This window comes from Salinispora cortesiana, from assembly GCF_000484695.1.
GTDB classification, from domain to species: domain Bacteria; phylum Actinomycetota; class Actinomycetes; order Mycobacteriales; family Micromonosporaceae; genus Micromonospora; species Micromonospora cortesiana.
This window is the reverse complement of record NZ_AXVR01000015.1, coordinates 79,010-92,551: the sequence shown is the minus strand read 5'-3', so window position 1 is coordinate 92,551 and position 13,542 is coordinate 79,010. Positions and strand designations below refer to the sequence as shown.

At 69.8% G+C, this 13,542-nt stretch carries 10 protein-coding genes and 1 pseudogene; 4 read left to right on the top strand and 7 right to left on the bottom strand.

Annotated features, from left to right (window positions below; genetic code table 11):
- Positions 1–246: pseudogene (locus K228_RS29425) on the bottom strand (IS701 family transposase); the annotation flags it as partial.
- 237 nt (positions 247–483) lie between these two features.
- Between K228_RS29425 and K228_RS0109815 the strand changes: the two are divergent.
- Positions 484–837, top strand: coding sequence for a GNAT family N-acetyltransferase (locus tag K228_RS0109815; protein WP_245603439.1), 354 nt, complete (start codon positions 484–486; stop codon positions 835–837).
- 122 nt (positions 838–959) lie between these two features.
- Here K228_RS0109815 and K228_RS0109810 read toward each other — a convergent pair whose 3' ends face one another.
- From K228_RS0109810 to pdhA, 5 genes are all read right to left on the bottom strand, one after another.
- Positions 960–3,185 carry an LppU/SCO3897 family protein gene (locus K228_RS0109810; RefSeq protein WP_025618285.1) on the bottom strand — a complete coding sequence of 742 codons (2,226 nt, stop codon included), beginning with the start codon at positions 3,183–3,185 and terminating at the stop codon, positions 960–962.
- Between the two features lie 364 nt (positions 3,186–3,549).
- Positions 3,550–3,687, bottom strand: coding sequence for a hypothetical protein (locus K228_RS28790; RefSeq protein ID WP_188116184.1), 138 nt, complete (start codon positions 3,685–3,687; stop codon positions 3,550–3,552).
- 228 nt (positions 3,688–3,915) lie between these two features.
- Positions 3,916–5,382, bottom strand: coding sequence for a dihydrolipoamide acetyltransferase family protein (locus K228_RS0109800; protein ID WP_025618284.1), 1,467 nt, complete (start codon positions 5,380–5,382; stop codon positions 3,916–3,918).
- Positions 5,383–5,387: 5 nt separating this feature from the next.
- Positions 5,388–6,377: an alpha-ketoacid dehydrogenase subunit beta gene (locus K228_RS0109795; protein WP_025618283.1), complete on the bottom strand. Its 990-nt coding sequence runs from the start codon at positions 6,375–6,377 to the stop codon at positions 5,388–5,390.
- A complete protein-coding gene (pdhA, locus tag K228_RS0109790; RefSeq protein WP_025618282.1) occupies positions 6,377–7,552 on the bottom strand; it encodes a pyruvate dehydrogenase (acetyl-transferring) E1 component subunit alpha in 1,176 nt (391 codons plus the stop codon). The genes K228_RS0109795 and pdhA overlap by 1 nt, the downstream gene beginning before the upstream one ends.
- A 1,129-nt stretch (positions 7,553–8,681) precedes the next feature.
- On the opposite strand from pdhA, the gene K228_RS0109780 reads away from it, so the two are divergent.
- On the top strand, positions 8,682–9,056 hold the full coding sequence (locus tag K228_RS0109780) for a DUF805 domain-containing protein (RefSeq protein WP_025618281.1): 375 nt from the start codon (positions 8,682–8,684) through the stop codon (positions 9,054–9,056).
- A gap of 215 nt (positions 9,057–9,271) precedes the next feature.
- Here K228_RS0109780 and K228_RS0109775 read toward each other — a convergent pair whose 3' ends face one another.
- Positions 9,272–10,495, bottom strand: a complete 1,224-nt coding sequence (locus K228_RS0109775) for a hypothetical protein (protein ID WP_025618280.1) — start codon at positions 10,493–10,495, stop codon at positions 9,272–9,274.
- Positions 10,496–10,809: 314 nt separating this feature from the next.
- Between K228_RS0109775 and dnaK the strand changes: the two genes are divergently transcribed.
- Both dnaK and grpE read left to right on the top strand, forming a co-directional pair.
- A complete protein-coding gene (dnaK, locus tag K228_RS0109770) occupies positions 10,810–12,648 on the top strand; it encodes a molecular chaperone DnaK (RefSeq protein ID WP_025618279.1) in 1,839 nt (612 codons plus the stop codon).
- A gap of 44 nt (positions 12,649–12,692) precedes the next feature.
- Positions 12,693–13,478, top strand: coding sequence for a nucleotide exchange factor GrpE (gene grpE / locus K228_RS0109765; protein WP_025618278.1), 786 nt, complete (start codon positions 12,693–12,695; stop codon positions 13,476–13,478).
- Positions 13,479–13,542: the final 64 nt, after the last annotated feature.

Here is a 13,542-nt window from a genome sequence, read left to right as displayed (position 1 = left end):
GCGGACCCGCGCGTCGTCCCAACTGGCACGACCGATCAGATCCTGCATGCCACCCGGGCCGTCGTCACCGGCATGCTCCGCGATCGTCCAACAGTTCTTCGTCGGCAACGGCGCCAGCAGCCCGGCCAGGAAGTCCCGCACCCGCCGGCGGGGCTCAGGCCGACCGAAGCAGGACCCGACCACGTCCATCAGCTCGTCGAACAGCCCAGACCACCGCTGGACGTCTACCCTGTAGGCGGCAGCCACCGCCGCATCTTTGGTCCACACAACCACAAGACTCAGCGGTGGCTGCTCCATGCTCACGGACAAAACCACACAGCTCCAGCAGGTCCGAACGGATCTCCTGCTGGAGTACTAACTACTGCGTTTGTGTCGTGCTGCTTTCGGCCGCCTCCTGTGCCGGTAGCCCTGGCTCCCCGGTGGGAAAGGACGAACTGTTGCAGACCAAGCCTGTTGCCGAGGTGGCCGCTCAAGCTGAGGATCGTGCTCAGGCCGCTGCTACATAGCCAGGCATCGTCCGGGGCGGAGTTGGAACGCGCCGAGCAGTGGTACTCCTCTCGCGCCGGATACGACAACCGGTTGGATCTGGCGATCGTCGAACAACGCACCAACAGCTACGTGGGGGAGGTTGTCCTGAACGAGTTGGATGTCGACAATCGGTCCTGTTCGTTCCGGATCGCACTGGTGGGTCCTCTCTACGAGCAGGTCGGCTTCGTCCACGATGGTACGAAGCGTCAGGCACTGCACTGGCAGGGTGACTGGGTCGACGCTCACCTCATGGCGCTCCTCGCCGAGGACTGGTCGGCGCATCGCGGGCATCCCAAGCTCAGCGGGTAGCGCCGCCGCTTCAACCAGTGGCAATGCTGCTGGCTGGCGTTGTAGCTGACCCTGCTTTCCTGCCGAAACGACCGATGGTGGGGCCACAGGTCGACTGTGGCCCCACCATCGGGTCGGGCTGGTCAGTTGGTCTTTTCGAGGCAGAGCACTCGGTTGTCGCCGGAGCCGGTGAGCGTCACGTGCGGCTGGGTCGGGTCGGTGCACTCCTCGTTGGTGTTCACCTTCGACACCACTGTGTGTGCGTCGGCGTCACCGCAGTCCACCGCCACCGCCGTTTCACCCGATTGCTTGACACAGCTTCCGACCGCGGGGTTGAAGCTCTGCGCCGAATCGCTCCCGCCGATCTTGCCGAGCAGCAGGAGCAGGCCCAGCGGAATGGTTAGGATCAGCACCGCGGCGACGAGCACCGCGGCCAGCACCCGGCCGTTACGGACCTTCGGGACAGGCGCGTCGGCCGCCGGCTCGGCGATCGGCTGGAACGCGTCGAAGCGGCTCTGGTCCGGCTCCGGGTTGGCCGGGCGGTTCTGCTCCCAGGGCTGGGCCGGGGACGGTGCGTGATCCCAGGCCTGGGTGGAGGGCTGCGCCGTCGGCTGGGCCTGGTCCCAGGCCTGGGTCGGGGGTGCTGCCTGGTCCCAGGCTGCGGTGGGGGGCGGTGCCTGGTCCCAGGCCGGGACCGTGGGCTGGGCCGGTGGTGGGAACGCCGGCTCGGGTTGCGGGGGGAAGGCGGTGGTGCTGTTGACGTTGGCAGCACCGGTCACCGGCTCGCCGAAGCGGTCGGCGGGGCGCTCCTCGCCGGGATGCGGCTTGGTGCCATTGACTGGTCTTTCGCTGGCTGGGGCATCGGCGAAGGCGGGGATGCTCGGCGGGAAGGGTGCCGCGGGAGCCGGTACGACGGGCGCGTAGCCGGGGGGATCGGCGGGCCGATCCTCGCCGCCACGACCGAAGCCACTCTCCGCACCGAAGCCGCCGTCCGGGCTGGGTCCGTTGTTCGGGCCGAAGTCACGGTTAGCGCCGAATCCGGCGTCCCGGCCAGGACCCTCTGGATCGAATCGCTGCGGGTCGGCCTGGTAGCCCTCGGGCTCTGCCGGCTCCGGCGCGGGGCGGCCATACACGCGTGGCTGCGGTGCTGGCGTGGGAGGAACCTGGGCCTGGTCGACCGGTGGCGTCACCCGGCTGGCTAGCGGCACAGCGGCGCTGGCCGAGACACCGCCGGACACTGCCGGCGGGGGTGCGGGCTGTTCGGCGAACTCCGGGGAGGTACGCGGTGCGGGCACTGCCGGGGGCGCGGGCGGCTCGCCCAGCCCGGCCGGTGGGGGCCATCCGTGCTGGCCTGCCTCGTATCCGAGGTCGGGGCGAGCAGGCTCCGGGGCAGCCGGTGGCGGAGCAGCGGCCGGTGGTGGTGCGGCGAAGTCGGCCGGCGGCGGTGGAACGGCGGCCGGTGGTGGTGCGGCGAAGTCGGTTGGTGCGCCGGCCGCCAGGCTGGCGCCGGGCACCCGCTGCTCCTGCGGCGGGAGCGGGACCGCATTGGCGGGAGAGATGCCCGGGCCCGGTGCCGGCTGGTATACCGGAGGTGCTCCGAGGGCCACCGGCTCCTGTCCGGCAGCCGCCGAACGTTCGGCGTTACCCCAGGCCTCCTCCGGCGCCCACGGTTCGACGCCGGGCATGTTCAGCCCATCGCCGGTGCCACGTTGCGCCGGCACCCAGGGCTGTGCGGGACGTTCGCCGGGCGCGGCCATGCCGGCGTGGCTCGACGGCTCTCCGGGCTGCCAGCCGCCCTCGTTGCTCGTGGCGACAGCGGGGCTCCCGGGCGCCCAGGCGGCCCCCTCCGGTGCCCAGCCGCCCGACTGGGCCGGGTTTGGTTGGCCAACTCCGGCGTTCCACTCGGGTGCCGGCGCTGGCCGGCCGCTCGCCGGGGCTTCCGGCATGGGCTGGCTGGGTGCCGGCGGGGGCACCTGCGCGGTGGCCCGGACGACGGGGGGTGGCTGCTGCGCCCAGGCCGGTTCGGCGGCCGGGGGCGGGGCCCAGGCCGGCTCGGGTGGGCCGCCGTGCCCGGGCTCCGGCTGCGGCACCCCCGCGTCCGGGGCCCACTGCGCCGGAGCGGTTGCCGGGGTCGGTTCCGGCGGTTGAGCGGTGCCCCACGCGGGGGCCGGTGGTGAGTCGGTTGCCCAGGCAGGCCCGGCCGGGGTCGGGTGTGCGGGGGGCGGAGGAGCCCAACCCAGATCTGGCTGCCCGGCGGCATACCCGCTGTCCTGCCTCGCCGGCCGGTCGCCGTATGGCGTCGGTCCGCCAGCGCCCGGCGACGCCTCTTCCGGCTGCTGGCCGGGGTGGTGCGTGCCTTCGGACGTCATGCGTGCGCCTCCTCCATCAGCTTCGGCCGCGGACGCCGGTGCGCGGTATCGCAACCGGCATCGCCGGACCGCGCGCCCCGGTCGCTCACCGCACCGTATCCGGTCCTCCTGAAGGGAGGTTTCGGGAGCGTCGGACCGCTACTCCGTGTTGCCGGGCGGTTTCGATTGGGTTCGATCCGGAACCGCCCTGCCACATCGGCGGGCGACGACCGGACACCACCGTACCGGGCGGCGGGTGATGGCGAAATCCCGGTGTCAGCCGCCACAGGACCCGGTTGGCGTGTACGCGCCGCGGAACGCCGAAGGCCCGTCCGGCGGAGCCGAACGGGCCTTCGGTGAGGAGGCGAGAAAAGTCGTGGGCGGGTCAGTACATCTGACGCTGCGCGATGGTGAGGATCTCGTCGCGGACCGCCGGCGAATTGGCGGAACGCAGCGCGCGCTCGATGGCACGGGCGCGGCGGCTGGCGTCGCGACGGCTGCGGAATCGGTCGAACATGCTCATGGGTCTCACTCCTGGCTATTCGGTTGTCGGTAGCCCCTGCTGACACCAATTGAAGCGCAACTGGACCCGAGATCGCCAACGATTCTTAGGTGAGCTGGGACACGAGCCGAAAAATCTAAGGCAGTTCGGCTGTTTGGCCGAAGGTGTCCTGCCAAAGGCGACGGCCGGTGTGCCGGGGCGGCAACCCCTGGCACACCGGCCGTCAGTGGATCAGCCGATCGCTACCGGTCAGGTCCAGGCGAGCAGCGCCGCCTCCGGGTCGGCGAGGAAGTCGCCGATATCCCGTAGGAAGCGCGACCCGAGCTCCCCGTCGATGATCCGGTGGTCGAACGAGAGGCCCAGCGTGGTGACCTGGCGGGGGCGGACCTTGCCCTTGTGCACCCACGGCATCTTGCGGACCGCGCCGAAGGCCAGGATCGCCGACTCGCCCGGGGGCAGAATCGGGGTACCGGTGTCCACGCCGAAGACGCCCACGTTGGTGATGGTCAACGTGCCGCCGGACATGTCCCCCGGTGAGGTCTTTCCAGCCTTGGCGGTCTGAACGAGATCGGTCAGCGAGTCTGCCAGCTCCCGCAGAGTGAGCCGCCCCGCGTCCTTCACGTTCGGGACGATGAGGCCGCGCTCGGTCGCTGCCGCGATGCCGAGGTTGACGTAGTCCTTGACGGCGATCTCCTCGCCCGCCCAGGTCGAGTTGACCATCGGGTGGCGCCGGACGGCCAACAGCACGGCCTTGGCGACCAGCAGCAGCGGGGAGACCCGCACGTCCCGCCACTCCCGCCGCTGGCGGAGCCGGTCCAGGGCCTTCATCGCCCGCGTCATGTCGACGGTCAGGAACTCCGTCACGTGCGGCGCGGTGAACGCCGAACGGGACATGTTCTCCGCGGTCAGCTTCCGGACCCCCTTGACCGGGATCCGCTGCTCGCGGTGCACACCGACGTTCGCCGCCGTGCTGCCGACCGGACCGGCCGCCGCCGGCGGTTGCGCCGTCGCCGGGGTGGCGCTCGCCGCCTGCCGTACGTCCTCCCGGCTGATCGAGCCGAGCGGACCCGATCCGGTCAGGGTGGACAGGTCGACCCCGAGATCCTTCGCGAGCTTGCGTACCGGAGGCTTGGCCAGCACCCGAGCGCCACCGGCCGGACCGCTGTGCCCGTTGCCGGTGGTACTCGGCCCACTGGCCACCGGCGCGGGAGCGGGTTGGGCCGGCGCGGGAGCCGGCTGGACCGGTACGGGAGCGGGCTGGGCTGGCGCGGCCGGAGCGACACCCTTGCGGGGGCGGCGCTTCGCGGCGGTGGTCCGCGGGCCGTAGCCCACCAGCACGGGAGTGCGCTTACCGGACGCGGCATCGTCGTTCTGGTCGGAGTCGGCCGCGCCCTTGGCGGCCTCCCCCGCCGCCGACGAGGCCTTCGCGGCGTCGCCGGTCGGCTCCGGTGTCTCCAGCGGGCCGGCCGTCGGGTCGGTGTCGATCGCGATGATCGGGGTACCGACCTCGACGGTCGTGCCCTCCGCATGGAAGATCGACTGCACTCGGCCGGCCCACTTCGCCGGGATCTCGACCGCCGCCTTGGCGGTCTCCACCTCGACGATGGGCTGGTTCAGCTCGATGGTGTCGCCCACCTTGACGAGCCAGCTGAGGATCTCCCCCTCGGTCAGGCCCTCGCCCAGGTCGGGCAGGTTGAACTCCTTGACTCGTGACATCTCGCTCACCAGCCGAAGGTGCGGTCGACGGCGTCGAGCACCCGGTCGAGGTCGGGCAGGTACTCCTCCTCCACCCGGGAGGCCGGGTAGGGGATGTCATAGCCGGTCACCCGCAGCACCGGAGACTCCAAGGAGTAGAAGCACTCCTCGGTGATCCGGGCCGCGACCTCGGCCCCGAGGCCGATGTTCGACGGCGCCTCGTGCACCACGATGGCCCGACCGGTACGGCGTACGGACTCGTACACCTGGCCTAGGTCCAGCGGGGCGAGCGTGCGCAGGTCGATGACCTCCAGCTCACGGCCGTCCTCGGCGGCGGCGGTCGCCGCGTCCAGGCAGGTGCGCACCATCGGCCCGTACGCGATCAGGGTCGCGTCGGTACCCGGCCGCGCGATCCGGGCGGCCTGAAGCGGGTATGCCTCCGGGAGCGGCTGGTCAACCTCGACCGGGCCCTTCTCCCAGTAGCGGCGCTTGGGCTCCAGGAAGACGGTCGGGTCGTCCGACGCGATGGCCTGCTGGATCATCACGTACGCGTCCTGCGGGTTGGCGCAGGTGGCGACCTTGAGCCCGGGGGTGTGGGAGAAGTACGCCTCCGGCGACTCGGAGTGGTGCTCCACCGCTCCGATGCCGCCGCCGAACGGAATGCGGATCACCATGGGAATCTTCAGCTTGCCGCGGGAGCGGTAGTGCATCTTCGCCACCTGCGACACGATCTGGTCGTACGCCGGGTAGACGAAGCCGTCGAACTGGATCTCGCAGACCGGCCGGTAGCCCCGGATGGCCAGGCCAACCGCGGTGCCGATGATGCCCGACTCGGCGAGGGGGGTGTCGATCACCCGCTGGTCGCCGAAGTCCTTTTGCAGCCCATCGGTGATCCGGAACACGCCGCCGAGCTTGCCGACGTCCTCGCCCATGATCACGACCTTCGGGTCGTTCTCCAGGGCCTTACGCATTCCGGCGTTGAGGGCCTTGCCGAGGGTGAGGGTCTCCGTGGCCATCAGTGCGCGCTCCCCTCGAACGACTCCAGGTACTGCGTGAACTGCGCCCGCTGCTGGTCAACCAGGGGCGATCCGTTGGGGTAGACGTGGTCGAACATGCTGCTCGGCTCCGGGTTCGGCATCTCCAGCACCCGCTCGCGCAGGTGCACCGACTCGCGCTTGGCCTGCTCGTCCACCTCGGCGAAGAAGTCGTCGTCGGCGATCTTCTGCTTCACCAGGAAGGCCTTCATCCGGGCGATCGGATCCTTCGCCTGCCAGGCCTCGACCTCGCTGGCGATCCGGTACCGGGTGGGGTCGTCGGAGGTGGTGTGCGCCCCCATCCGATAGGTGTACGCCTCGATCAGGCTCGGGCCCTGCCCGTGCCGTGCGTTGTCCAGCGCGTGCCGGGTCACCGCGTAGCTGGCCAGCACGTCGTTGCCGTCTACCCGGACGCCGGGGAAGCCGAAGCCGGCGGCCCGCCGGTAGAGCGGGATGCGCGTCTGGCGCTCCAGCGGCTCCGAGATGGCGTACTGGTTGTTCTGGCAGAAGAAGACCATCGGCGCGTTGAAGACGCTGGCCCAGACGAACGACTCGTTGACATCGCCCTGGCTGGTGGCGCCGTCGCCGAAGTAGGCGATCACCGCCTCGCCCTCGTCGGTGCCGGTCTTGCCGTCCATGGTGACGCCCATGGCGTACCCGGTCGCGTGCAGGGTCTGCGCCCCGATCACGATCGTGTACATGTTGAACTTGAATTCGTTCGGGTCCCAGCCGCCCTGGTCGACTCCGCGAAACAGGCCCAGCGGCATGATCGGGTCGATGCCCCGGCAGTAGAGGACGCCATGTTCCCGGTAGGTCGGGAAGGCCATGTCCTGCGTCCGCAGCGCCCGGCCGGAACCGACCTGGGCCGCCTCCTGGCCGAGCAGGCTCGCCCAGAGGCCAAGCTCGCCCTGCCGCTGCAGGGCGGTCGCCTCGGCGTCCAGCTTCCGCACCAGCACCAGGTCCCGATAGAAGCCGCGGTACTCCTCGTCGGTGAAGTCGACCCGGTACTCGGTGCCGTCCGGCCCGGTCACACTCTCGATGCGCTCACCTTCGGGGGTGAGCAGCTGCACCAGCTCGGGGTCGCCGGTCGCGCCCTTCCTGGATCGGGGTACGGCCCGCCGGCCGCGGGTGCTGACCCCGGGGTCGCCTTTTGCCATCCGTCTCTCCCTGTCGTGTCTGCGTCGGCGCCGGGGGTAACCCGACGGCGCGCAACTCCTGCGCCTGCCCGACTGCTGCCGGACAAGATCCTGGCGGCCACGCCTAGCCCCGGTGGGGGTTGCCGCGCGGCGTGAGCCGGATCCAGGGGAGTGGATCCGGTTCGGGAGCGCCGGCGTCCAGCCGTACCGCCTGCGGGGTGCGCGGAGGTTCCGGCTGCGTTGCCGTCGTGGTCCATACTCGCATCACACGTGAGTACGCCCACAGTCCGGCCCGGCCACGTCCGGCCGGGTGCCCGCTTCGTTATCTGGATTCCAGAGTGTCGGCGGCAGTGGCACAACGCCGAACCCAGGACGGTTCGTGACACTTCCATGGCATTGGCGTGTCGACACGCTGTGCTAGTTGGTGTACCTAGGGTTACTGGGTCAGGGTGAGGGTACTGCTGGCGCCGCGGCTGCCCGGTTGGGCCACTCCCGTCGGCTGAGGACGACGAGGAGGATGGCGTGCCCGAGTCAGGTGACGCGGTGGGTCCTCCCTCCACCGGCCAGCACCGCTCGACTATCGGCTATCGACGGGTTGTCGGCGCTCACCGTGCCCCCAGCGGCGCAGGTTCCTCCCGCGGCTACCTGTTCACGGTGGCGCTGCTCGCCGGGACCGCCTCCCTGCCGCTGCTCGCCGCAGCCGGTGCCGGCTCGGGTGTCCTGCCCCCGTCGGCGGATCATTCATCGCCGTCGTCGTCCGCGCCAGCGGTCTCGCCGTCACCCCCATCGCCGTCCCCCTCGCCCTCCCCTGCATCGCTCTCCTCGCCGATGCCCTCTTCATCCCCTATGCCTTCCTCATCCCCTACGCCCTCCCCCGCGCGCGTCGAAACCCCGCCCGTGCGTGGAGCCGGCTACCGCATATTCAGTCTTTTATGGGCGCATACCGGATCTTTTTATTAGTGGATGATTGGTAGCGATATCATATATGTAATTCATGATATTGCTCGTGATGATTTAATTTCAGGTACTTTCCTGGCCGTGGATTGTGGTTCTGAATCGGGTTTCGGTATTTCGGGTGCGCCGGCCGGTGGTGACTGTGGCAGGATCAGCCAGCCAAGTTGGCCACGTCATTATGGATTTGGGAGTTATTGTGTCGTTTGGTGACGCCATTCGTTCGGCGCTTACCCAGTATGTCGGATTCAGTGGGCGGGCTCGTCGTTCCGAATACTGGTGGTTCTACCTCTTTACCGTCATCCTCGGTTTTGCGGGCGGGATCCTCAACGGGGTGCTGGAAACCTCCTTCGTCAGCGTGATCGTGGGCCTGGCGCTTCTTCTGCCGTCACTCGCGGTCGGCGTGCGACGCCTGCACGACACCGGCCGCTCCGGCTGGTTCCTGCTGCTTGGGCTGATTCCGTTCATCGGCTTCGTCGTCCTGCTGGTCTTCTTCGTGCAGGACAGCAAGCCCGGCCCGAACCGCTTCGGTCCCAATCCGAAGGACCCCGCCATCCCCGGCCTGGTCGCCTGAGCCACTTCGACCGCTGGTCAGGGCTGGCGCGGCCGGGTCAACTGACCGTAGGCCGAGCTGCTCAGCCAAACCCCCCACTGGTGCCGAAGGTTTTGACCCAGATCAAAGCCTTCGGCACCAGTGTGTTCGAGGTGTGCGGGCCGGTGCGTTGCGGGCCGTTCGTTCGGGCGAGGGCCGGTGGGTTGCGGGCCCTTCGTTAGTGCGAAGGGCGGTGTTCAGGACCCTTCGTCGGTGAGGTGGTGTCGGTTTGCCTCGATCCACGCGTCGAGTGCGGCCGGGTCGTCCGGGTTGACGCCGTCCGCGAGTAACTGGGATACCGCCGCGGTCGCCGGGCTGCGCCGCTCGCCGGTGCTGTAGAGGCGGGCGAATTCCGGCACCATTTCGTCAATAGCGGCGCTGGTGCGGGCTGTCGCCGATGCCGACAGCCCGCGCTTACGGCCCGCATACGCCGCCCAACCCCGTAGCACCCGGGGTAGCAGCGCCGCGTCGTCCATGTCCAGTACGGCCCGCCGGTGCACCCAGTCCAGCAGGAACAGCCCGGCGACCGTCGGGCTCCACCGCAGCGGGTCGGGGTCGGTGAAGGTGGCGGTGTGATCGAGTAGCAGCCCGAGGCAGAAGTGCAGGGAGGCCAGCTGATCGTCGTCGAGGGAGTCCAGCCCGGACTGGGCGGCTTCCGGTGCGGCGAGGAACCGCCGGATCAGGTCCGTCCGCTCCGTCGCGGTGAGCGGCTCCGCCCATTGCTGCGTTGCTGCTGCCCGGCTGGTCGGCAGCAACGCGAGCCGGGCCCCGACCAGGGCGCGGTCGGTGGCGAGGGAGCCTTCTCCGGGCAGCTCGCTGAGCTCGTCGGTGATGGCGAGGTGCCGGCTCACCTCGGTGTGCATGGCGGCTGGTGCCTCGTCCCGGAACCAGGTCAGCTCGTCTTCGGCGCACATCTGGCGAATCTGGTCGAGGACCCGGGCCGGCGGGCCACCGACGAAGATGTCCTTGGTGATGCCGATGTTGTGGTCCACCAGTGCCACCAGGGCGTGCTCCGGTCCACCCGCCGGATCGTCGTAGGCGAAGGTCGCCAGGTAGGAGGTCTGGTCGCCGAAGACGTCCCCGTACGCCCAGCAGCCGGTGAGGTGGACCCGGCCGAGCTGCCCTGACCAGGCGGGTGCGGCGGCGCCCGGCCGGACCCGGTCGGCCCCGGCCGCGTCCGGCACCAAGGCGGCGAAGACCGAGCGGATGGTGGTGGCCGCCGCCGCCCGGCGGCGGGAGGTGGCGGCGAGGAAGTCGCTGACGAAGGCGCGGACGGCGTCGTCTCGGTGGGCCTCGGCGACCGCATAGACGCTGCCCAGCAGCGCCGCGCCGAGCCGCTCCGCGTCCAGTGCGTTGTCGAGCTCGGCCACGTCTCGGGCCGCGTGAAGCACCGCGTCGTAGGGGGTCTGCGCAGTTCCCATCCACCGACCCTACGCTGCGGCCTGCCCCTGGTGGCACCGGAAGTGACCGGGCGTCCCCACCACCCCCCGACGGGTTATTCAGCCCGGGAAGGTGCCCTCAACCAACCCGTGCGGCGGCCGTCGAGAGGGCGGAGCCGGGGTGACAGATCGGGCGACCGTACGGCGACGAAGGGTGACTTGCACCGGGTACGCTCAACCCCGACTTGACGATCGTCGGCGACATGGCAGTATTGAGTCCAGCCCACTCAACTTGTGTGGGGCGCGCTGCGGCGGCGCCCGTCAACGGCTCAATCGAACGAAGCGAGGAAGCGAAGATGGCACGTGCGGTCGGCATCGACCTCGGCACGACGAACTCCTGCGTCAGCGTCCTGGAGGGCGGTGAGCCCACCGTGATCGCCAACGCTGAGGGCTCGCGGACGACCCCGTCGATCGTCGCCTTCGCCCGAAACGGCGAGGTGCTCGTCGGTGAGGTCGCCAAGCGGCAGGCGGTCACCAACCCGGACCGGACGATCCGCTCGGTCAAGCGGGAGATCGGTACCGACTGGTTCGTCGACATCGACGACAAGAAGTACACGCCGCAGGAGATCTCGGCTCGTACGCTGATGAAGCTCAAGCGGGACGCCGAGGCGTACCTGGGCGAGCAGATCACCGATGCGGTGATCACCGTTCCGGCCTACTTCAACGACGGCCAGCGGCAGGCCACCAAGGAGGCCGGTGAGATCGCCGGCTTCAACGTGCTGCGGATCGTCAACGAGCCGACCGCGGCCGCCCTGGCGTACGGGCTGGACAAGGGCTCCAAGGAGCAGACCGTCCTGGTCTTCGACCTCGGCGGCGGCACCTTCGACGTGTCGCTGCTGGAGCTGGCCGAGGGCGTCATCGAGGTCAAGTCGACCAGTGGCGACAACCTCCTCGGCGGGGACGACTGGGACCAGCGGATCATCGACCATCTGGTCAAGACCTTCAACGGTGAGCACGGCATCGACCTGGCCCAGGACAAGATGGCGATGCAGCGCCTCAAGGAGGCGGCGGAGAAGGCCAAGATCGAGCTGTCCGCCGCCGCCACCAGCAACATCAACCTGCCGTACATCACCGCTGGTGCCGCCGGCCCGCTGCACCTCGACGTGACGATCACCCGCGCCGAGTTCCAGCGGATGACGCAGGACCTGCTGGACCGCTGCAAGGGCCCGTTCGAGCAGGCCGTCAAGGACGCCGGGATCAAGGTCGCCGACGTCGAACACGTCATCCTGGTCGGCGGCTCGACCCGGATGCCGGCCGTGACCGAGCTGGTCAAGCAGCTCACCGGCCGGGACCCGAACAAGGGCGTGAACCCGGACGAGGTCGTCGCCGTCGGTGCCGCCCTGCAGGCCGGTGTGCTCAAGGGCGAGGTCAAGGATGTCCTGCTGCTCGACGTGACCCCGCTGAGTCTCGGCATCGAGACCAAGGGGGGCATCTTCACCAAGCTGATCGAGCGCAACACCACCATCCCGACCAAGCGCTCCGAGGTCTTCACCACGGCCGACGACAACCAGCCGTCCGTGCTGATCCAGGTCTTCCAGGGTGAGCGGGAGATCGCCGCCTACAACAAGAAGCTCGGCACCTTCGAGCTGACCGGCCTGCCGCCGGCGCCGCGCGGCATGCCGCAGATCGAGGTCACCTTCGACATCGACGCCAACGGCATCGTGAACGTCCACGCGAAGGACACCGGCACCGGCAAGGAACAGAAGATGACGGTCACCGCCGGCTCCTCGCTGCCGAAGGAGGACATCGAGCGGATGCGTCGGGACGCCGAGGAGCACGCCGAGGAGGACAAGCAGCGGCGTGAGGAGGCGGAGACCCGCAACGTGGCCGAGGCGCTGCAGTGGCAGACCGAGAAGTTCCTCGCCGAGAGCGGCGACAAGCTGCCCACGGAGTCCCGGGACCAGATCAACGAGGCGCTCGGCGAGCTGCGTAGCGCCCTCGGCGGTCAGGACATCGAGAAGATCAAGTCTGCGCACGCGCAGCTGGCCCAGGTTTCCCAGCAGGCCGGTTCCCAGCTCTACACCCAGCAGGGTGAGCAGGCCGGTGCGGCCGGCGACCAGGCGGGCACTCCCTCCGGTGGCCCGGACGACGTGGTCGACGCGGAGATCGTGGACGAGGACAAGGGCAAGAAGTGACCGTTCTCGGACACGGACTCCACGTACAGGGATGAGGTAGCCGCATGACGGACAAGCCACGAGCCACCGACTCGGACGCCACCGGGTCGGTGCCGGGTGGCTCCGCCTCCGCCGGCGAGGCCGGTGCGGAGCCGCGGGTCGTCATCCGTGACAACCGCAAGATCAGCAATGCCGCGGGCTCCGGCTCGGATGCCGCCGACGCGGGATCCGCCTCGGATGCGGCGAGCACCGCCTCGGACGCGGCCGGGTCGGATGCCCCGGCAGCAGGGCTGGTCGAGGAGGCGGATGTCGTGGTTGACGAGATCCCGGCCGAGACCACTGAGGGGGCTTCTGTTAGCCCGCCAGTGGTGGACGCGCCGGCCGAGCCGGTTGGCGCCGCCACGGCGACCTCACTCGGCGCGGAGCTGGAGGCGTTGCGGGCCGATCTGGATGAGCGGACTCGGGATCTCCAGCGGGTGACGGCGGAGTACGCCAACTACCGCAAGCGGGTCGACCGAGACCGGGCGCTCGTCACCGAGCAGGCCACCGGCTCGGTGCTCGCCGCACTGCTGCCGATCCTCGACGACCTGGACCGGGCCCGTGAGCACGGCGACCTGGTGGGACCGTTCGGGTCGGTGGCGGAACAGCTCACCACCGCGCTCGGCAAGTTCGGGCTCACCTCGTTCGGTGCCGAAGGCGACCCGTTCGACCCGACCCAGCACGAGGCGGTGACGCACCAGACCTCGGCCGAGGTCACGGAGCCGACCTGCGTACAGGTCATGCGGCGGGGCTACCTGGTGGGGGAGCGGTTGCTGCGGCCGGCGTTGGTCGGAGTCGCCGACCCGGAGTGAACGGGTGACACGACGGCATGATCGTCCCGCCTGCCCGACCGGGGCGGGCGGGACGATCACTCGA